Source organism: Xanthomonas bromi, assembly GCF_900092025.1.
GTDB classification, from domain to species: domain Bacteria; phylum Pseudomonadota; class Gammaproteobacteria; order Xanthomonadales; family Xanthomonadaceae; genus Xanthomonas; species Xanthomonas bromi.
The window spans coordinates 78,368-98,786 of the sequence record NZ_FLTX01000013.1; the positions used below are offsets into that span (position 1 = coordinate 78,368).

The following is a 20,419-nucleotide window of genomic DNA, read 5'->3' on the forward strand; positions in this document are numbered from 1 at the left end:
TTCGCCGGAAGGAAGCGCCCGACCAATGAGCGTGCGTATCGAGGACCACGCCATGCTGGGCAACTGCCACAGCGCGGCCCTGGTCGACCACCGCGGCACCATCGACTGGCTGTGTCTGCCACGCTTCGATTCCGACGCGGTCTTCGCATCCTTGCTGGGCGACGAACAACACGGTCAATGGGCGTTATCGCCGGCCGACGACTTCCGCACCGAGCGCGCCTACGAAGACGATAGTCTGGTGCTGTGCACGCGCATGATCACCGACAGCGGCACGGTGGAACTGGTCGACTTCATGGTCGCCAGCGAAAACACCGAGGTCCACCAGCACCTGGTGCGGATCGTGCGCTGCGTGCAGGGCAGCGTGCCGATGCACATGCGGCTGACCTTCCGTTTCAACTATGGCCGCACGGTGCCCTGGGTCACACGCATCGATGGCGGTATTCGCGCCATTGCCGGCCCCGATCAACTTGCCTTGCGTTCGCCGCAAACACTGCGCGGCCAAGACATGGGCACCGAAGCCGACTTCACGTTGCGCGAAGGCGAAAGCACCTGGTTTCTGCTCAGTCACGGCGCTTCGCATCTGCCCACGCCGCCTTTGATCGACGCCGAGCAGGCACGACAACGCACCGCCGCGTTCTGGCATGGCTGGGCGCGCCGCTGCACCGACGTCGGGCCGTGGACCGAGCAGGTGCGCCGCTCGCTGGTGGTGTTGAAAGGGCTGAGTTATCTACCCACCGGCGGCATCGTCGCCGCACCCACCGCCTCGCTGCCGGAGCAGCTGGGCGGCACGCGTAATTGGGATTACCGCTACTGCTGGTTGCGCGATTCGGTGTTCACCCTGATTGCGTTGCTGCAGGCCGGTTATCGCGATGAGGCAGCCGCGTTTCGCGATTGGGTGCAACGCGCCATTGCCGGCTCGCCGGATCAATTGCAGGCGCTGTACGGCATCGCCGGCGAACGCCGCTTGCAGGAATGGGAAGCGCATTGGTTGCCCGGCTATGAAGATTCCGGCCCGGTGCGCATCGGTAATGGCGCGGTGGATCAGTTTCAGCTCGATGTCTATGGCGAGTTGATCGGCGCCTTTCATTACGCACGCGAAAAAGGCGTGGGTTCACCGTCCGACGACGATGGCTCGTCCGCGTCGCTGCTGGAAAACATCCTGGATACGCTGGAAACGCTGTGGCGTCAGCCAGACGAAGGCATCTGGGAAATCCGCGACGAGCGCCGCCACTTCGTCCATTCCAAGGTGATGGCCTGGCTGGCGTTCGATTGCGGCGCGCGCGACGGCATCACCAATGCGGACGCCGAAAAACGTGCGCATTGGAGCCGCATTGCCGAAGAAATCCATGCCGAAGTCCTGGAAAAAGGCGTGCACCCGGATGGCCACTTCGTGCAGAGCTACGGCTCGGACCAGCTGGATGCCTCGCTGTTGCTGATTCCCATCGTGGGCTTTCTGCCGGCGGACGATCCGCGTGTTGCCGCCACTGCCGATGCGATCGCGCGCGAGCTGACCATCGATGGCCTGGTCGAACGCTATCGCGCCGACGACAGCGCCGATGGCCTGCCGGCCGGCGAGGGCACCTTTCTGGCCTGCAGTTTCTGGCTGGTGGAAAACTATGCGTTGATCGGCCGCACCGACCAGGCGCGTGCATTGCTCGAGCGCCTGCTTGGGTTGTGCAACGACGTTGGCCTGCTTGCCGAAGAATACGACCCGCGTACAAAACGCATGCTTGGCAACTTCCCGCAAGGGTATTCCCACGTGGCCCTGGTCAATGCGGCATTGCGCCTGCATGGACGCATGGGCGAAAAGGAAACGCATCCATGAGTGAGCAAGCAACGACCCCGCCGTGCATCATCGTGGTGTTCGGCGCACGCGGCGATTTGACCAAGCGCCTGGTGATGCCGGCGCTGTACAACCTGCGCCGCGCCGGCGCGCTGGGCGAAGAGTTCGCCATCGTCGGTATGGACCACGGCGACATCAGCGAGCGCGCTTGGCGCACCAACATGGGTCAGTCGATGACGGAGCTGCTGAGCAGCCGCGATGCCGAATTCCAGACCGATGCCTTCGACAACGCCACCTGGGATTGGCTGCGCGAGCGCATGCAGTACCTGCGCGGCGACTTTACCGACCTGGGCGCGTATCAGGCGCTAGGCGGCTTATTGGAGAAACTGCACAAGCGCTACGGCACACAAGGCAATGTGCTGTTCTATCTGGCCACCGCCGCGCGTTTCTTCGAGCCGGTGTTGCTCAACCTGGGCGAAGCCGGTCTGGTCAAGCAGCGCGAAGGCGAGGGCTGGCGTCGCGTCATCGTGGAAAAACCCTTCGGCCACGATCTGCCCAGCGCCAAGCATCTCAATGCCACTGTCGCCAAAGTGCTGCACGAAAATCAGGTGTTCCGCATCGATCATTTCCTGGGCAAGGAAACCGTGCAGAACATTCTTGCGTTCCGCTTCGCCAACGGCTTGTTCGAGCCGGTGTGGAACCGCGACCGCATCGATCATGTGCAGATCACCGCCGCCGAAACCATCGGCGTGGAAGGGCGCGGACGCTTCTACGACCCCACCGGGTGCCTGCGCGACATGGTGCCCAATCACTTGTTCCAGTTGCTGGCGATGATTGCGATGGAACCGCCGGCGGCCTTCACCACCGAAGCCATGCATCGCCGTCGCGCCGAAGTGATCGAAGCGGTGCGTCCGATCAAACCCGAAGACGTGGTGCGTGGGCAATACGCCTCCGGTGCGGTGAGCCGCAGCGCGGTACCGGGCTATCGCGAAGAAGACACCGTGCCGGAAGATTCGGATACCGAAACCTATGTGGCGATGAAGCTGCAAGTGGACACCTGGCGCTGGGCCGGCGTGCCGTTCTACCTGCGCACCGGCAAGCGCCTGCGCGAACGCACCACCGAGATCGCCATCCGCTTCAAGCCCGCGCCGCTGGCGCCGTTCCGCAGCACCGAAGTCGGCGGCTACGGCCCCGACTGGCTGGTGCTACATATCCAGCCCGATGAAGGCATCTCGCTGCAGTTCGACGTCAAGCGCCCCGGCGCGCAGGTGGCGCTGGCGCCGGTACGCATGGATTTCCGGTACCGCGACTGGTTTCCGAAGGAATACACCGTGGGTTACGAGCGCCTGCTGCAGGACTGCATGAACGGCGAAGCCGGCCTGTTCCAGGATGCGGCCATGGTGGAAGGCGCCTGGCGCATCGTGCAGCCGATCCTGGATGCATGGAAACAACCGCCGAGCGACTTCCCCAATTACGCCGCATGCAGTGCCGGCCCCTCGGCCGCCGACGCCTTGCTGGCGATGAATGGCGGACACGCCTGGCGCGCGCTCACCCCTGGACGCAAACCACCGCCACGCCGTCCGCCCGAAGTGCGTGCTGGTGCGACGCCGGTGAAGAAAGCCACCAAGAAAGCAGCGAAGAAGACGACCAAGGCGCCAACCAAACGCGCATCAACAGCGGCTTCGGCATCGAGTGAAGGCACAGCCGGTGCGAGCCGCAAGGTCGCCAAAAAAGCAGTCATTAAACGCGCAAGCAAGCATGTTCCAAACGTTGCGGCGAAGCGCGCGAGCAGCGCAACGGCAGGCCATGGCGCTGCCAAAAAGTCGGCAAGCAAACGAACGTCTGGGCGCACGGGACGTAGCTAAGGCGGCTGCACGCGCCAGCCGCGTTGCGCGGCTGGCGCTGTCCGCTTGGATCGATCACTGGCGGGGCGCGATCCAAGGGTTGGTTGTTTGGCGCTGCAATGCATTTTTAAGACGCTGAAACGTCAACGCAAACGCGTCCATGCGCCACCCACTGCGGATGCTTGATGCATCCGCCTGGTCGCTGGACGCGGCAAGCGCAAAGTAGCGCTGACGTCGATGCTGCGTTGAAGCCATCTTCAACGACACTGCGCGGGCGTAATGAAGCGTCTTCGCACTCGATTTTCTCGATCGCGCGCTATTTCATGATCGTCGCGGCCGACGCTGCACATTGGCGCTACGAATGCATCAGCACTCAGGTGTCCCGCGTTGCCGACACCACCGTCTCATCATCCCCATCCACATCCGCCTTGACGTCGGCTTCGAACAGGTTCATCAGGTCGGCGCGGGCGTCGCGCGAGGTCTGGATCACCTTGGCTTCGTCGTCGTAGACCAGATGCTGGCGCCGTAGCAGGTCTTCGTCGTGCTGGCGGAAGCGTTTGACGTGATCGTGTGCGAGCGCCTCGCCCAGGCCGAGCGAGGTCAGCACGCGTTCGCTCAGTTCCAGGCTGGAAGCGAACACTTCGCGGAACGGTTCTGCGCCCAGGTCCATTAGTTTCCAGGCGTGTTGGCGGTTGCGTGCGCGTGCCAGCACGGTGGCTTGCGGGTACAGGCGACGGATCAGTCGCACCGTCTTGATGTTGGTTTCCGGGTCGTCCACCGCGATCACGAACACCTTGATGCGCTCGGCACCGGCAGCGCGCAGCAGCTCGGGGCGGGTGGGGTCGCCGTAATACAGCTGGCTGCCGAAACGGCGCAGGTCTTCCACGGTGTCGGGGTTGTGTTCCAGTGCTACGAACGGTACGTGCCGTGCGGTCAGCAAGCGCGCGACCACCTGGCCGAAGCGGCCCATTCCGGCGACCAGGACCTTGGGCGTCTGCGCATCGATGGTGTCGAACGGGCGATCGGTGTTGGGCGCGCGCACGCGCAGCGGTCCGTTGAGGATGCGTTGCATGCCGAGCAGCAACAGCGGCGTCAGTGCCATCGACACGCCGACGATGGCCACCAGCCGGTCGTGATTGGCCGGCTCCAGCAGGCCCACATGATCGGCTTCGTTGAACACCACGAACGCAAATTCGCCGCCCAGCCACAGCACGCTGCCCAGCATCAGGCTGCTGCGCAGCGGGAGTTTGGCCACGCTGCCGATGCCGACCAGCAACGAGAACTTCACTACCAGCAGAATCGCCACCCCCGCGGCAATCAACCACGGCTCGGCCACCACGCGGTTGAGATCGATGCCCATGCCCACCGAGATGAAGAACAGGCCCAGCAGCAAGCCTTCGAACGGTTCGATCTGCGATTCCAGTTCGTGGCGAAATTCCGAATCGGCCAGCAACACGCCGGCGATGAACGCGCCCAGGCTGGCGCTCAAGCCGGCTTCCTGCATGATCCAGGCGGTGCCCAGCACTACCAGCAAGGCGCTGGCAGTGAACACTTCCGGCATCCGCGTGCGCGCCACCACGTTGAACAGGTGACGCAGCACAAAGCGGCCGCACACGATCACCAGCGCCAGGGCCGCGATGGCCTTGGCCACGTCCTGCCATTCCAGGGTTGCGTTCTTGCTGCCGCCGAGCAGCGGGATGGCCGCCAGCAGCGGGATTGCGATCAGATCCTGGAACAGCAAAATGGCGAACGCCAGCCGCCCGTAGTCGCTGCCCAGCGCCTTGCGTTCGGCCAGCAATTGCAGACCCACCGCGGTGGATGAGAGCGCCAGCGCCACGCCGACGATCAGTGCGCTCTTCCAGCCCAGGTGGGCTGCCATCAGCAGGCCGCCCAGGATCACCGCAGTCACCAAGACCTGGGTGGCGCCGGCGCCGAACACCGAATGGCGCATCACCTTCAGGCGCGCCGGCGACAGCTCCAGCCCGATCACGAACAGCAGCATCACCACGCCGATCTCGGCCGCGCCGCTGATGCGTTCGGCATCCTGCACCACACCCACGCCGTCCGGGCCGAGCACCACGCCGGCGACCAGATAGGCCAGCACCGCACCCAGGCCGAAGCGCTTGAACACCGGCACCGCCACGATGGCGGCCAGCATCAGCACCAACGCCAGTTCCAGACCACCGCTATGCATGCGTACTCTCCGTTGAGGGTCGCATTATGCCGCGCCGGTCCGTTGGCCTGCGCGCGCGCCATAGGCACGGCGGCGATGCCGTGCTGCGCGATGTGCGCCCGGCACCTATCTGCGTAGGTGTGTACTGATCAGTCCGGCAACGCCTGCGCCTGCAAGCTCAGTGCGCATGCAATGCATGGCACCGAGCCTTGGTCGACACAGTGCGCGCAATCAGTGACTTTTAAGCAGAAAACGCCGATCCAGCGGCTGCAGCGGGCGTGCATTGAACGGGTACACGCGTTCGAATGCGTTGATCTGCGCCTCCGACACCTGCACCGGCTGGCTGAGCACCACCCAGTCCACCGTTTCGCTGCACGGCGGCGTGGTCAGCGAGCCTTCGTAGCGATAGAAGCTGCGTTGACTCTTCGGCGGAAGGAAGTCGCTGGCGTTGACCGTGGCGTTGGAGACCTGCCGGGTCTGATCCTTTTCCTTGGGCATGGCGTCGAGCACACGTTGGAACGCCGGGTTGGCCTTGCCGGTTTCGAAGAAGATCGCCAGCACGCCCAGCGTTCCGTCCGGGCCCTGATGCACCAGGTGCGCTTCCATCGGGAAACGCCGGCCGTTCAACAGGTGCTCGCTTGGGTGGTGGAAGTGCAGTTGCAGCGCTTGATACTGCTTGCCGCCGGTCGCCATGGTGCCGCCGTCGTGCAGGTCCAGCTGGATGGAATGGCCGGTGTTGCGCACGACCATCGGCACGGCGCTGTAGTTCAGCAGCAGCGTGCCCAGGTTGGCGTCGATGGCGCCTTTCAGATCGATGGGGCTGTTCTGCTGGCCACTACCGCACAGCGCATTTTCCTCGGCCAGGTCGGCCCAATGCTCGGCACCTTCCGGACCGGTATAGCCCCATTCGTGCCCGGTGTGCGGCGCGGTCTCGTGCGCCTCCACCGGCTTGCTCTCGGGCAGCGCGGTTTGCGCCATGCCCACCGCGCCCCAGCCGGCGGCGATACACAGGCACAGCGGACTGATCCGACGTAACAGAAGCGACCTGGAAGAGGGCATGCACAAACTCCGGAAGAAAAACGCACTGCGTGGATGCGATGGCCGATGCCATGGCGGAAAGCAACGCACCAGGCGTTGCGGGAAGCGGACTGTAGCAATGAACTGTGGCTCTCGGCACGACACGGCGACAGGCGTTGACGCGGCTCCGTCTCGGCGGCCAAGGGCGCCACGGCAACGGCGTATCAACACCTGCCAACCCGCTGGCCCTGCAGGCTATGGCGTATCGCGCGCGCAGCCTGGCCGCGACGCTTCGCCACACCCCGTGCGCAGGCATGCTCCACATTGCGCCGCTGCCGGGCTGTTTATCGAAGGCCTGCCTGGTGCATGTCCGGTGCAGGCCTGTGCCGCCGGGCTTCAGGAAGCCCACTTAAGCGAGCGACGCGCAGGGCATTGACCAAGCCGACGCAGACGCGCAGACTGCGCCGCGCCACCGCCCGGATCACCGGCCGGGACGCACCTTTGGAGCCCTTACCCATGTCCAGCGACAGTCACCCTAGACCCGGGTCGATGACCCAGCTGGCGCGCGCCTGAGGCTCAGGTTCGCCGGCTGTCATCGACGACGGTCGTCACCAGGCGAACCACCATGTACGACGAAACCCTGCGCCTTGCCGAAGGCGTCGATGCACTGACCGCACCCCTGGCCGAGCTCAACACGGCCGATGCGGTGGAATATCTCAACACCCTCGACCGCGACGAAGCGGCACAAGTGCTGGCCGCGTTGCCGCCGCCACGTGCGGTGAAGGTGCTCGAGCAACCGGAATTGCGCGATGCCAGCATGCTGGTGGCCTTGCTGCCGGCCGAGCAGGCCGCGTCGCTACTCGGGCAGATGGCCGACGACCGCGCCACCGACATCTTCCATGGCCTGGATGCCGAACAGCGCCAGCCGCTGCTGTGGCTGCTCAGCGCCGAGGCGCGGCTGTCGATCCAGGCGTTGATGCGCTACCCGCCCAATACCGCCGGCGCGCTGATGACCACCGAGTTCGTCGCCGTACCGTCCGACTGGACGGTGGGCCGGACCCTGCAGCACATCCGCGAAGTGGAGCGCAGCCGCGAGACCGTCTACGCGATCTATCTGCTCGACCCGCAGACCCGCGTGCTGCAGCAAGTGGTGACCATGCGTCGGCTGATCACCGGTGCACCGGAGTCACCGATCCTGGAGGTGGCGCAGGTCAATCCGCCGATCACCGTGGACCCGGCACTGGACCAGGAAGAAGTGGCCCGGCTGATCCGTCGCCACGACTTGCTGGCGATTCCGGTGGTGGATCGGAATGGCCATGTACTGGGCATCGTCACCGTCGACGACGTGCTGGATGCGCTGATCGCCGAATCCACCGAGGACGTGCACAAGTTCGGCGGCATGGAAGCGCTGGACAAGCCGTACATGCACATCGGCTTCGGCCAGATGATCAAGAAGCGTGCGGGCTGGTTGAGCGTGCTGTTTCTGGGCGAAATGCTCACCGCCAGCGCGATGCAGCACTTCGAGGACGAACTGTCCAAGGCCGTGGTGCTGACCTTGTTCATCCCGTTGATCATGAGCTCGGGCGGCAACTCCGGTTCGCAGGCCACCTCGCTGCTGATCCGCTCGCTGGCGCTGCGCGAAATCCGACTGGGCGACTGGTGGAAGGTGGCACTGCGCGAATTGCCCACTGGCCTGACCCTGGGGACGATCCTGGGCGTGCTGGCGATCGTGCGCATCACCATCTGGCAGACCGCTGGCCTGTACGACTACGGCCCGCACTGGCAGATGGTGGCGTTGACCATCGGCGCCGCGCTGATCGGCATCGTCACCTTCGGCTCGTTGTCCGGCTCGATGCTGCCGTTCGTGCTGCAACGCTTCGGCTTCGACCCGGCCAGCGCCTCGGCGCCCTTCGTGGCCACCTTGGTGGATGTCACCGGGTTGGTGATCTATTTCAGCATTGCGGCGGCGATCTTGAGCGGCACGCTGTTGTAAGGTTTGCCAACACAGACGTTAAGGAGATCGCGATGGGCAACAAGGCGCTGCGGCATTTACTTGGGGCGGGTGCGTTGCTGGTCGCCATGTCGCAGCCAGGATGGGCCGAACAGGCCCATCCACCGGCCTGCGCCTATGATCGCGCCGCCATGCTGGCGCTGGACGAAAACGCCTTCGATCAAGACATGCAGGGCGGCTGGCGCACCATTGCCGACCGCCCCGGTTGCACCGTGGTGGCCGCCAACCTGCTACGCGACTACCGACAGGCGCACGCGATCACGGGCGGCATCGTGACCTGGCACGAAGGGCAGATGCGTGCAGAGGCCGGGCAAACGGCGTGGGCGATCGCGCTGTTCGAACAATCGTATGAGCCAGCGGCCGAGGATCTCGCCGGCTGGAATCCGTATGTGGATGCGATGCTCGCGTTCCTCAAACGCGACCGCGCCGGTCTGGAGGCCGCACGGGCGCGGCTTGCAGCGGTCCCGTATCCGAAAGACAAGGGCATGCCGCCCTTGCAGGATGGCTATGTCGTATGGCCGGCCACGAGCGGACGGTCTGAGATGAAGATGCGCTGGCCACCAAACCTGGATGTCGTCGATGGCCTGATCAAATGCTACGACGAACCTTATTCGGTGGCCTACGGCGCCGAGCGTTGCCGTACATCGACCTCGACACTTTCAAAGTAGGCAGGCGGCGGCAGGCCGCGCTGCAGCATGACCACGCTGTAATCCTTGCTGCGCTGAGCAGTCGAACACATCACCAGGTCGAAAGCGCTCAAGCGGAACGCGCGTCGATCGACGACGACACGCCATCGTGCAAGGCGCCGGTGCCGAATACCTGGTCGCAAGGCGCGCACCAGGCAGGCGGCACAGGCATCGCGCTTTCGCCCACGCCAGCCCATGCCCTGAAACCCCCAGGGCGTGTACCGTAGCGCGATGGCATGCGCGTCCCCGGTCCGATGAGTACCTACCACCTGCAGCAGGTCTTTCGCCCCGGCACCGTGGCGGTGGTCGGCGGCAGCCCGCGCGAGCGCTCGGCCGGGCGGGCGGTGGTGCGCAATCTGCGCGCGGCCGGGTTTCCCGGCCAGATTGGTTGGGTGAGCCCGCGCTATCGCGAGATCGACGGTGTGCGCACGGTGGCGCGGCTGACCGATCTGCCGTGGGTGCCGGACCTGGTGGTGATCACCGCGCCGGCGCGCATCGTGCCGCGTATCGTGTCCATCGCCGCGCGGCGTGGTGTTGCCGCGGCGATCATCCTCACCGCAGGCCTCGGCAGCGGTCCCGGCTCGCCGGCGGCGCGCATGGAAGCCGCTGCGCGTGCCAAGGGCATGCGTATTCTCGGCCCGCACTGCCTTGGCGTGATCGCCCCGCATGCGCGGCTCAATGCCAGCATCGCCGCGCATTGCCCGCAGGCCGGTGATCTGGCGTTGATTTCCGAATCCAGCGCCATTGCTGCCGCCTTGGTGGAGTGGGGCGTGGCGCGCTCGGTCGGCTTTTCGGCGGTGGTGTCGCTGGGCGATACGCTGGATGTGGATTTCGGCGATCTGCTGGATTACTTCGCCACCGACTACCGCACCCGCGCGATCCTGCTGTACGTCGAACGCATCGGCGATGCGCGCAAGTTCATGTCGGCCGCGCGTGCCGCTGCGCGTGCCAAGCCGGTGGTGGTGGTCAAATCGGGGCGCCAGTTCCGCATCAATCCCAATGCCGACACCCATGCCCAGGCGCTGGCCGGCTCGGATGCGGTGTATGGCGCCGCCTTCGCACGTGCCGGGTTGTTGCGCGTGGGTGCGCTGGACGAATTGTTTGCCGCCGCCGAAACGCTGGGCCGGCTCGGCAGTTTTCCCGGCCGGCGGCTGGCCATCCTGAGCAATGGCGGCGGGGTGGGGCAGCTGGCGGTGGATCAGCTGGTGCTGCGCGGCGGCACCCTGGCCGAGTTGTCGCCCAAGACGCTGGACCGGTTGGATCAATCGCTGCCGGAAGGGTGGTCGCGCAGCAATCCGGTGGACATCATTGTCGACGCCGACGGTGCGCGCTATGCGGCGGCGATCGAAGCGTTGCTGGACGATCCGGAGAACGACGCGCTGCTGGTGGTCAATGTGCCCACCGCGTTCACCTCCTCGGCCGACGCGGCCAAGGCGCTGAACCGCGCGCTGGACCAGCGCAACCGCTACCAGCGCGACAAACCGGTGTTTGCGGTGTGGCTGGGCCAGGACGATGCGGCCATCGCCGCGCTCAACGCCGCGCGCGTGCCCACCTATGCCACCGAATCGGATGCGGTGCGCGGCTTCACCCACCTGGTGCGCTACCGCGAAGCGCAGGCGGCGTTGATGGAAACCCCGCCCAGCCTGCCGGAAGACTTCGTGGTGGATGCCGGCATCGCGCGTGCGCTGGTGGAAGAGGCCCTGGCTGCCGGCCGGCGCTGGCTGGATCCGCTGGCGACCAATCGCCTGCTGGCCGCCTACGGCATCCCGATCGTGCCGTTGCAGGTCGCCGCCACCGCCAACGAGGCCGCATTGCTGGCCGACCCGTTACTGGCCGTCGGCCGCACGGTCACCTTGAAAGTGTTGTCCCGCGAGATCGCGCACAAGTCCGATGTGGATGGCGTGCGCCTGAACCTGTCCAGCGTGGCGGCGGTGCGCGAAGCGGCCACCGGCATCCTGGCGCGCGCACGCGCCGCGCACCCCACTGCGCTGATCGAAGGGGTGATCGTGCAGCCCACCGTGCTGCGGCCCAAGGCGCGCGAACTGATCGCCGGCATCGCCGACGACCCGGTGTTCGGCCCGGCGATCGTGTTCGGCCGTGGCGGCACCGCGGTGGAGGTCATCAACGACCGCGAGCTTGCGCTGCCACCGCTGGACCTGCGCCTGGCCCACGAGCTGATCGGCCGCACCCGCGTCTCGCGCATCCTCAAGGCCTACCGCGACGTGCCGGCCGCCGACGAGCGCGCGGTGGCGCTGGTGCTGGTCAAGCTGGCGCAGCTGGCTGCCGACATCCCCGAAATCACCGAGCTGGACATCAACCCGCTGCTGGCCGACCGCGAGGGCGTGATTGCGCTAGACGCCCGCGTGGCGGTGGCGCCGCTGCGCAGGCTGCACAAAGGTCGCGGCCATCCGCGCTTTGCGATCTTTCCGTATCCGAAGGAATGGGAACGCCAGATCGGCCTGGGCGATGGCACCCATGCGCTGGTACGCCCGGTGCGCCCGGAGGACGATGCGCTGTTCCGCGCGTTCTTTGCGCGGGTCACCGACGAAGACCTGCGGCTGCGCTTCTTCCAGTCGGTCAAGCATTTCAGCCACGAGTTCATCGCCCGCCTGACCCAGCTCGATTACGCCCGCTCGATCGCGCTGGTGGCCATCGACCCCAGGACCGGCGACATGCTCGGCGCGGTGCGCCTGCATGCCGACGCCGATTACGCGCGTGGCGAATACGGCATCCTGATCCGCTCCGACCTCAAGGGCCACGGCATCGGCTGGCAGCTGATGCGCATCATGATCGAGTACGCGCGCTGGCTGGGCCTAAAGCAGATCGAAGGCCAGGTGCTGCGCGAGAACCGCACCATGCTGGCGATGTGCCAGAGCCTGGGCTTCGGCGTGCGCCCGGATCCGGACGATGCGACCCTGATGGCGGTGACACTCCCTATAATGGGCGAGCCGCGCCCGGCCTGACGTTACGTCACGCCGCGGTCCCCCATCCTCCACCGCACGCCGGATCTGCCGGGCCTTGCCCTGGCCCGTTGCTCCGGCTGTCGTCTCGGCCCGCCTGGGAGTGTCAATGTTTCGCGAGTTCAGAATGTCGTTGTTGGTCGCCGCCGTCTGCCTGGGCGTCGCCGCCTGGTGGGGCCACACCACCTCCATGGGCCTGTGGCAGGCATTGTGGCTATGCCTGGTGCTGAGCGTGCTGGAGGTATCGCTGTCGTTCGACAACGCGGTGGTCAACGCCGGTGTGCTCAAGCACATGAACGCGTTCTGGCAAAAGTTGTTCCTGACCGTGGGCATCCTGATCGCCGTATTCGGCATGCGCCTGGTGTTTCCCATCGTGATCGTGTCGGTGGCCACCGGCATGGGCCTGGTGCCGGTGATGCAAATGGCGCTCAAGGAGCCGGAACGCTACAGCCAGGTGCTGACCGACAACTACCCGTCCATCGCCGCCTTCGGTGGCATGTTCCTGCTGCTGGTGTTCCTGAACTTCCTGTTCGACCAGGAGCGCAAGCTGCACTGGCTCGGCCCGGTGGAGCGGCTGGTCGGCAAGCTGGGCAAGGCCGACGCGATGTCGGTGATCGTGGCGGTGACTGTCCTGCTGTGCACCAAGCTGTTCCTGCCAGAGGCGATTTTCCAGAGCGTGCTGTTCGCCGGCCTGGGCGGCATCCTGCTGTATCTGCTGGTGGGCAGCGTGGATGCCTTGTTCGAGTCCGAAGAGAGCGAAGACGGCAGCATGGGCCCGGCCAAGCGCTCGGGCATCGCCGCGTTCCTGTACCTGGAAGTGCTGGACGCTTCGTTCTCGTTCGACGGCGTGATCGGTGCGTTCGCGATTACCCGCGATGTGGTCATCATCATGCTGGGCCTGGCGATCGGCGCGATGTTCGTGCGCTCGATGACGGTCTACCTGGTGCACAAAGGCACGCTGGACGAGTTCGTGTTCCTGGAACACGGCGCCCATTACGCCATCGGCGTGCTGGCGATCATCATGCTGGTGGGCACCGTCTACCACGTGCCGGAGGTGCTGACCGGCCTGATCGGCGTGGCCTTCATCGCCGCCTCGGTGTGGTCGTCGATCCGCTACCGCAAGCGCCACCATCTCGGCCCGACCGAGATCTGATCCGCGCGTGGCCGCGCTCAGGGCGTAATGCTGTTCACTTGATAGCGGCTGACAGCGCCTCCGTGGCCATCAGGCAGCACGCTGGTCGGTGGATTGGCTGCATTGCCCTTGCACGCCCAACCTCGACGCTGCGAGTTTGCTGCAGGGCCCCCTTGCCCGCCCACCATCGTGGAACACGCCGCAAGTACGTCCCTGTAGGCTCTGGCGCGGCATCCATGCCGCTCAAGGTCCCGCGACGGTGGGCGGGCAAGGGCCCGTCGAGATGGTCGGGGCGCATGGAAGAGCAGTGCTGGATGCGGCCTGTTCGATCATGACGATTGGCTCCATGTCTGAGGGGCGCCGCACGACAGACAGCTTTTCGAACGAGCGCCGACCAACTGTCTGGTGCGGTGTCCTCGCCGCTTGCGGGACCGTGTGGCGGCATGGATGCCGCCACCGAGCCCCCAGGGATGGGTTCACGGCGTGTCCCGCGAGCGGTGAGGGCACCGCGCACTCGACCAATATTGGCGGTGGCAAGCTCTTCCTGTCGCTGGCGCGTGCTGCGGGCATGCCACCGTGCCAAGCGTGCAATGCCTCCCAGAGCGGTCGCCGCCAACTGTGACCTGCTTCGGCATCGCTACGTGCCGCAGCTACCCCAACCGGACCCAACCAATTCGCAAACGTGCCGGTTTGGGCCTTGACTGCGCAGTCCACTTGGACGGGTTCGCACCCTTCGGACGACCGTTCGTCAGACAGTGCTTTGCGCCACAAGGGTTTGCGGGGTTTTCCCACATTTGGTGTTGACCCTCCACCTGGACCCCACTATCTTGGGGCAGTCGGTGGTTGGTCGCACAAGGTGGCCGGACCAATGGGAGCACGTATCGCGGCAGGGTCGCGATCGAAATGGCCTCCCTGCCGCGGTCGCATTTATGACTACAGTCATCCGGGCATTGCCTGGAGTTGGCGGCGTGGTCTTCGTGCGCCACGGTCGTTTCGCCACCGACCACCGCGCGACAGCACACCGCGCGGTGGTGGCCGTGGAATCTCCGGTGAGGAGATGGCTGGTGATGGCGATGCGCCGCAGACCGTGGGTCTTGCGTGCCGCTCGTCCCGCACCGCCATCGCTGTCCAGGGAGTCCGGATCCGGTCGCAGCCCGTCCCGAGCGGGTCCGTGTGCCTACGCATGGAGGACGCATGACCACCAACGACACCCTTGCCGCGATCGCCGCCGGTACCTTGACCACCCCCCCCAGCGTTCCCGCCAGTGTCAGCGCGCCTGGTAGCGGCGCGCCGGAGTTGACCGACCCGTCGGATATCGTGCCGCCCCCCCGCCAAGCCATTGCAATGCACGCACAGACCATCGAAGAACAAACCGTCTCCACCTGGATCACCAAGGAAGCCGGCAACCGCAAGATTCCGTTCGAGGCCGGGCGCCTGGACCGCGCGATCGACCAGATCCATGCCGAGTTCCCGCAGCTGGACGTGGCCGATTACAAGCGCTCGGTGTTCGGCTTTGTCGAGCGCAAGGACAGCGTCAACGCCGACGACCTGGTCGACCACCTGATCCGCGAGGCCGAAGCCCGCGTCGATCTGACCACCCCGGAGTGGGAGCACTTCGCTGCGCGTCTGTACCTGCGCCGCCTGTACAAGCGCGCCAGCCGCAACCGCTTCTACGACGCCAGCCAGAAGTACGGCTCGTTCGTGGGCCTGCAGGAAAGCCTGGCCGACCGCAATGTCTATTCCAACGACATCCTGCGCCGCTATTCCAAGGACGAGCTGATCGAAGCCGGGAAGATGATCGAGCCCGAGCGCGACAAGCTGTTCGCCTATAACGGCCTGTACCTGCTGGCCACCCGTTACCTGGCCACCGACAACTCGCGCGGCGTGTTCGAGCTGCCGCAGGAGCGCTGGCTGACGATTGCGCTGTACCTGATGCAGGACGAGATCGGCACCGGCAAGGGCAGCCGCGAGCGCCGCATGCAGCTGGTGGGCGAGGCCTACTGGGCGCTGTCCAACCTGTACATGACCGTGGCAACGCCGACGCTGGCCAATGCCGGCAAGGTCGGCGGGCAGTTGTCGAGCTGCTTCATCGACACCGTCGACGACAGCCTGCAGGGCATCTACGACTCCAACACCGACGTGGCGCGCGTGTCCAAGCACGGCGGCGGCGTCGGCGCGTACCTGGGCTATGTGCGTTCGTCCGGTTCGGCGATCCGCGGCGTGTCCAATTCCTCCGGCGGCGTGGTGCCGTGGATCAAGCAGCTCAACAACACTGCGGTGTCGGTGGATCAGCTGGGCCAGCGCAAGGGCGCCATCGCGGTCTATCTGGACATCTTCCACCGCGACATCGAGTCGTTCCTGGATCTGCGCCTGAACAACGGCGACCAGCGCCTGCGCGCGCACGACGTGTTCACCTCGGTGTGCATCCCCGACCTGTTCATGGAAGCGGTCGAGCGCCGCGGCGACTGGTACCTGTTCGATCCGCACGAAGTGAAGCGGATCAAGGGCTGGTACCTGCAGGACTTCTACGACGAGAAGAAGGGCGACGCCAACAGCAGCTTCCGTCGCAAGTACGAAGAAGTCGTCGCCGACGAGCGCATCACGCGCAAGACCGTCAAGGCGATCGAAATCTTCAAGCGCATCATGGTCAGCCAGCTGGAAACCGGCAACCCGTTCATGTTCTATCGCGATGAAGTCAATCGCAAGAACCCGAACAAGCACGAGGGCATGGTCTATTCGTCCAACCTGTGCACCGAGATCCTGCAGAACATGAGCCCCACGCGGATGATGCAGGAGATCATCAGCGGCAATCAGATCGTCACCACCAAGAAGGCGGGCGACTTCGTGGTGTGCAACCTGTCCTCGATCAACCTGGGCCGCGCGATCATCGCGCAGGACGACCAGGCCGATCTGCTGGGCGCCGACGTGCTGGAGCGGTTGATCCCGATCCAGGTGCGCATGCTCGACAACGTGATCGATCTCAATCAGCTCCCCGTGCCGCAGGCCACCATCACCAACCAGAAGTACCGCGCCATTGGTCTTGGCACCTTCGGTTGGCATCACCTGCTCGCGCAAAAGGCCATTCATTGGAATGCCAAGGAAGCCGAGGACTACAGCGACGAGCTGTACGAGCGCATCAACTACCTGACCATCCAGGCGAGCATGGAGCTGGCCAAGGAAAAGGGCACCTACAGCGTGTTCCGCGGCAGCGACTGGCATAACGGCGAGTACTTCCGTGCGCGCGACTACAACAGCCCGCAGTGGCTGGAGTTGTCGGCGCAGGTGTCGGTCAATGGCGTGCGCAATGCGTGGATGCTGGCCGTGGCGCCGAACATGAGCACCGCGCAGATCGCCGGCTCCACCGCCTCGATCGACCCGATCTACAGCGCGTTCTACTACGAAGAAAAGAAGGACTTCCGTCGTCCGGTCGCAGCTCCCGGTTTGTCGCTGGAAACCTGGCCGTACTACGAAAAGGGCGCCTACAAGGTCGACCAGTTCGCCAGCGTGCGCCAGAACGCGCGTCGCCAGCGTCACGTGGACCAGTCGATCAGCTTCAACTTCTACGTGCCCAGCACCATCCGTGCCAGCACCTTGCTGGATCTGCACATGACCGCCTGGCGCGAAGGCCTGAAGACCACGTACTACGTGCGTTCCAACGATATCGACATCAGCGAATGCGAGTGGTGTTCGAGCTAAAGCGCAGTCGCGCTTTCGCTCCCCACGGTTCGCGTTGCGAACCGTGGGCCCCGGCTCATTAGCTCCCACACCCCGCGCCTTCGGCGCGCCCCCTGACTCAGGGGGCTTTGCTCCAGCACGTTTAGCGCCGTCATTGGCGCAATGAAATTCGAGAAAGAACAATGGCCCTGTCCGCAACACCGCTTGAGCGCATCAAAATTCTTGAGCCGCGTCACCCGAACCGTTCGACCAGCATCATCAACGGTCAGACCTCGGGCATCCTCAACTGGAACGACATTCCGTATCCGTCCTTCTATCGGGCCTACAAGGAACTGTCGACCAACTTCTGGATCCCCGACGAGGTGGACATGAAGGGCGACGCGCGCCAGTACAACGAGCTGTCGTCGCGCGAAAAGAATGCCTACGATTCGATCATCGGCTTGCTGGCCACGCTGGATTCGCCGCAGACGCGTTTCATCTACAACGTCGCCGAATACATCACCGACCCGGCCGCGCATGCCAATGCCGCGATCATCGGCCAGCAGGAAGTGATCCATAACGAGAGCTACAGCTACGTGCTGGCCTCGATCACCGGCCTAGCCGACCAGAACCGCGTGTTCGAGATCGCGCGCACGCACCCGACCATCATCAAGCGCAATGCGCCGATCATGGGCGCCTACGAAGACTTCATGCGCGACAAGACGGCCGAAACGCTGATCCGTTCGCTGATCCAGTCCTCGATCCTGGAAGGCATCAACTTCTATTCCGGCTTTGCGTATTTCTACAATCTGGTCCGCCAGAACCGCATGACCGGCACCGGCAAGATCATCAGCTTCATCAACCGCGACGAGCTGGCCCATTCGAAGTTCATCAGCGAGCTGATTCGCGCCATCATCGGCGAGAACCAGGCGCTGCAGGGCGATGAGCTCACCGATTACGTGCACAAGGCGTTCGAGCACGCGATCGACCTGGAAACGGTGTGGACGGCCGAAGTGCTGGACGGCATCGACGGCATCGACGTCGACGAGATGATCCGCTACGTGAAGTACCGCGCCAACAAGATGGCCGGCATGCTCGGCATCGAGAAGCTGTACGAAGGCGCCAATGACAACGTGATGCCATGGATCAAGGCCTACGCCGACAACTTCACCGAGACCAAGACCGACTTCTTCGAGATGCGTAATGCGTCGTACAAGAAGACCAATTCGGATAACGGTTTCGACGATCTGTAATTGAATGGGTGTCCCGCGCTCTTCTAGGAGCACATAAAAATGCTTCTAAATCCTCGCAATTATCTCGAGACTGAATCTCAGCCTTGGTCTCGTGAACAAATCGAGAGGGCTTACTTCGCTGATTTTGTGAGAACTTCCGAGGTCATCGAGGAAACGGTAGGAGGTCATCTATGGCGTTCGCTAAATGAACTCCAAGACACGCTTTGGATTTTCCAGCAGTCAGTCGCTGAACTTTTTGATGAAATAATTTTGTTCTCGGAGCGGAGCACAGGCCCCGGATTCTGGAATGAAGTGAACGTAGAGCTGGCTGCTGGGCACACTAGGGCGGTAAAAAGGGGCATCTTCAATTGCACCTCATCTGTAATGGCTCTTGTTGATCATGCTCGCAGATTCAAAGAAAAATATCCAACTGAAGGATATGAAGAGAATCTTGTGAAGATGTTTCCCAAAAATGGCCTCCACGAATTTCTTCAACGACTTAGAAACTACAACACGCACTGGCGCATTGCTGAAGCAAACTGGGTCATCACTAACGACTTTGAAAGAGGGGTTCGTGAGGCATCTTTTGTAATTGAAAAGAAAGAGCTGCTTCGATGGGATGATTGGAACGCTGGAGCACGGGCTTACTTGGCCGATGCGCCGGACACCATCAATATCCGCCAAGTTTTTTCTGATTACCGAAAGTCGGTTCAGAATTTTTATGAGTGGCATCGCGGCGAAGTCATTTCGCAATACGCAGATTCCTATCAGCCTTACCTCGAGTACAAACGTATTGTTAGTGGGATTCGTAAGAGAATTCTTTGGAATGATGTTCTCTCCCAGTCCCGAGTCACTTCCAATTCTTACGTCCAACTCGCTAAGTACATCCCCAAGCACCAAGTCGAAAACCTCTTGGCTCTATATGGTCGGATCGACAAGCAGGTCGAGTTACTCATAGAGATGCTATGTTTGCAAGAATTTTGCGACTCAGACCTGAGGGGGAAGGCCCTCGCGTTCTTTCAGAGAAAAATTGACTAGAAACGGTTATGTGGGGAGGGTCAGGGTTAGAGTTGGTTGTCGCGGAGTCCTTGTCGCAGCCTGACATTCATTGATCGAACCAAAGTCTGACCCCATGCACATCCTGCTCGCCCATACCTCGCTCAGCGGCAATACGCGTGACGTCGCGCGTGCAATCCGTGCGCGCTGCGAGGAACTTGGCCACGCGGTAACCTGGATCGATGCCGACATCCAGACGCTGGCGCAAGCATGCCCGGACAGCGCCGAGCACGATCTCTACATCCTCGGCAGCTGGAGCATCAACGCCGGGCGTACGCCGCCGGAGATGAAGCGCTTCATCGAACAGCTCGTCAACGCGGTCGGCAAGCCGGAATGCCTTGCAGTATTCGGCACCGGAGAGACGCAGTGGGGCGAGGAGAACTATTGCGGTGCAGCCCGGCGCATCGCTGCGTTCTTCGGTACGCGCTACCCGCGGCTGGAGATCGAACAGATGCCGCACGGCGAACGCGACGCCACCCAGATCCAACGCTGGACAGACCACATTCTTGCCCTCACCGATACACCGTTCGAGAACACCCCCCATGCAGACGCTCCACGCCACCACCCCTGACGACTACGCCGCTGCCCTGGCGGCGCATCCGCGCTTACTGGTCGACTACTACAAGGACAATTGCCCGGGCTGCAAGATGCTCGACATGTCGCTGACTAAGTTCGCTGCGAGCGAGGATGCCGCGGGCGTCGCACTTCTCAAGGTGAAGTTGGAGGTGGTGGGCGAAGACTTCTTCCGCGAACTGGGCCTGCGGCAGACGCCGACCCTGGCGTTGTTCAAGGACGGTGCCGAAGTGACGCGCCTGCCGGGTTTCCAATCGCCGGCGCAGGTCGAAGCGGCGGTTCGTAGCGGGCTGTGAGC

General features: G+C 63.8%; 14 protein-coding genes. 11 read left to right on the top strand and 3 right to left on the bottom strand.

All coding sequences use genetic code 11. The features are described 5' to 3' along the window. Positions 1–25: 25 nt before the first annotated feature. Positions 26–1,825 carry a glycoside hydrolase family 15 protein gene (locus XBLMG947_RS05450; protein ID WP_065466745.1) on the top strand — a complete coding sequence of 600 codons (1,800 nt, stop codon included), beginning with the start codon at positions 26–28 and terminating at the stop codon, positions 1,823–1,825. Beyond that, entirely contained in the window at positions 1,822–3,648 is a 1,827-nt protein-coding gene (zwf, locus tag XBLMG947_RS05455; protein ID WP_065466746.1) for a glucose-6-phosphate dehydrogenase, read from the top strand. Before XBLMG947_RS05450 ends, zwf begins: the two co-directional genes overlap by 4 nt. A gap of 54 nt (positions 3,649–3,702) precedes the next feature. On the opposite strand, the gene XBLMG947_RS23135 is transcribed toward zwf, so the two are convergent. From XBLMG947_RS23135 to XBLMG947_RS05465, 3 genes are all read right to left on the bottom strand, one after another. Next, positions 3,703–3,894: a hypothetical protein gene (locus XBLMG947_RS23135; RefSeq protein WP_146090474.1), complete on the bottom strand. Its 192-nt coding sequence runs from the start codon at positions 3,892–3,894 to the stop codon at positions 3,703–3,705. Between the two features lie 106 nt (positions 3,895–4,000). Then, the gene (locus XBLMG947_RS05460) at positions 4,001–5,821 is read right to left on the bottom strand and encodes a monovalent cation:proton antiporter-2 (CPA2) family protein (protein WP_065466747.1); all 1,821 of its coding nucleotides are present in this window, start codon (positions 5,819–5,821) and stop codon (positions 4,001–4,003) included. Between the two features lie 210 nt (positions 5,822–6,031). Further along, positions 6,032–6,859, bottom strand: a complete 828-nt coding sequence (locus XBLMG947_RS05465) for a carbonic anhydrase (RefSeq protein WP_065466748.1) — start codon at positions 6,857–6,859, stop codon at positions 6,032–6,034. A 583-nt stretch (positions 6,860–7,442) separates the two neighbouring features. Between XBLMG947_RS05465 and mgtE the strand changes: the two genes are divergently transcribed. The 9 genes from mgtE (at position 7,443) to XBLMG947_RS05510 (ending at position 20,417) form a co-directional block, all read left to right on the top strand. Further along, positions 7,443–8,810: a magnesium transporter gene (mgtE, locus tag XBLMG947_RS05470; RefSeq protein WP_065466749.1), complete on the top strand. Its 1,368-nt coding sequence runs from the start codon at positions 7,443–7,445 to the stop codon at positions 8,808–8,810. A gap of 32 nt (positions 8,811–8,842) precedes the next feature. Beyond that, positions 8,843–9,496 carry a hypothetical protein gene (locus tag XBLMG947_RS05475; RefSeq protein WP_065466750.1) on the top strand — a complete coding sequence of 218 codons (654 nt, stop codon included), beginning with the start codon at positions 8,843–8,845 and terminating at the stop codon, positions 9,494–9,496. 272 nt (positions 9,497–9,768) lie between these two features. Continuing rightward, positions 9,769–12,477, top strand: a complete 2,709-nt coding sequence (locus tag XBLMG947_RS05480) for a bifunctional acetate--CoA ligase family protein/GNAT family N-acetyltransferase (protein WP_065466751.1) — start codon at positions 9,769–9,771, stop codon at positions 12,475–12,477. A 106-nt stretch (positions 12,478–12,583) separates the two neighbouring features. After that, complete coding sequence (locus tag XBLMG947_RS05485; RefSeq protein WP_039422155.1) at positions 12,584–13,627, top strand: DUF475 domain-containing protein; 1,044 nt, start codon at positions 12,584–12,586, stop codon at positions 13,625–13,627. Positions 13,628–14,800: 1,173 nt separating this feature from the next. Further along, a complete protein-coding gene (locus XBLMG947_RS05490; protein WP_065466752.1) occupies positions 14,801–17,302 on the top strand; it encodes a ribonucleoside-diphosphate reductase subunit alpha in 2,502 nt (833 codons plus the stop codon). Positions 17,303–17,469: 167 nt separating this feature from the next. Then, on the top strand, positions 17,470–18,513 hold the full coding sequence (locus tag XBLMG947_RS05495; protein ID WP_209437464.1) for a ribonucleotide-diphosphate reductase subunit beta: 1,044 nt from the start codon (positions 17,470–17,472) through the stop codon (positions 18,511–18,513). A gap of 39 nt (positions 18,514–18,552) precedes the next feature. Then, entirely contained in the window at positions 18,553–19,530 is a 978-nt protein-coding gene (locus tag XBLMG947_RS22475) for a hypothetical protein (RefSeq protein ID WP_139074358.1), read from the top strand. 94 nt (positions 19,531–19,624) lie between these two features. Continuing rightward, positions 19,625–20,119: a flavodoxin gene (locus XBLMG947_RS05505; RefSeq protein WP_065466755.1), complete on the top strand. Its 495-nt coding sequence runs from the start codon at positions 19,625–19,627 to the stop codon at positions 20,117–20,119. After that, positions 20,091–20,417 carry a thioredoxin family protein gene (locus tag XBLMG947_RS05510; protein WP_065466756.1) on the top strand — a complete coding sequence of 109 codons (327 nt, stop codon included), beginning with the start codon at positions 20,091–20,093 and terminating at the stop codon, positions 20,415–20,417. The genes XBLMG947_RS05505 and XBLMG947_RS05510 overlap by 29 nt, the downstream gene beginning before the upstream one ends. Positions 20,418–20,419: the final 2 nt, after the last annotated feature.

Coding starts and splice junctions, on each gene's coding strand:
- XBLMG947_RS05465 (WP_065466748.1), bottom strand. CDS start 6,859: ATGCCCTCTTCCAGGTCGCTTCTGTTACGTCGGATCAGTCCGCTGTGC.
- XBLMG947_RS05490 (WP_065466752.1), top strand. CDS start 14,801: ATGACCACCAACGACACCCTTGCCGCGATCGCCGCCGGTACCTTGACC.
- zwf (WP_065466746.1), top strand. CDS start 1,822: ATGAGTGAGCAAGCAACGACCCCGCCGTGCATCATCGTGGTGTTCGGC.
- mgtE (WP_065466749.1), top strand. CDS start 7,443: ATGTACGACGAAACCCTGCGCCTTGCCGAAGGCGTCGATGCACTGACC.
- XBLMG947_RS05450 (WP_065466745.1), top strand. CDS start 26: ATGAGCGTGCGTATCGAGGACCACGCCATGCTGGGCAACTGCCACAGC.
- XBLMG947_RS05480 (WP_065466751.1), top strand. CDS start 9,769: ATGAGTACCTACCACCTGCAGCAGGTCTTTCGCCCCGGCACCGTGGCG.
- XBLMG947_RS05475 (WP_065466750.1), top strand. CDS start 8,843: ATGGGCAACAAGGCGCTGCGGCATTTACTTGGGGCGGGTGCGTTGCTG.
- XBLMG947_RS22475 (WP_139074358.1), top strand. CDS start 18,553: ATGCTTCTAAATCCTCGCAATTATCTCGAGACTGAATCTCAGCCTTGG.
- XBLMG947_RS05505 (WP_065466755.1), top strand. CDS start 19,625: ATGCACATCCTGCTCGCCCATACCTCGCTCAGCGGCAATACGCGTGAC.
- XBLMG947_RS05510 (WP_065466756.1), top strand. CDS start 20,091: ATGCAGACGCTCCACGCCACCACCCCTGACGACTACGCCGCTGCCCTG.
- XBLMG947_RS05460 (WP_065466747.1), bottom strand. CDS start 5,821: ATGCATAGCGGTGGTCTGGAACTGGCGTTGGTGCTGATGCTGGCCGCC.
- XBLMG947_RS05485 (WP_039422155.1), top strand. CDS start 12,584: ATGTTTCGCGAGTTCAGAATGTCGTTGTTGGTCGCCGCCGTCTGCCTG.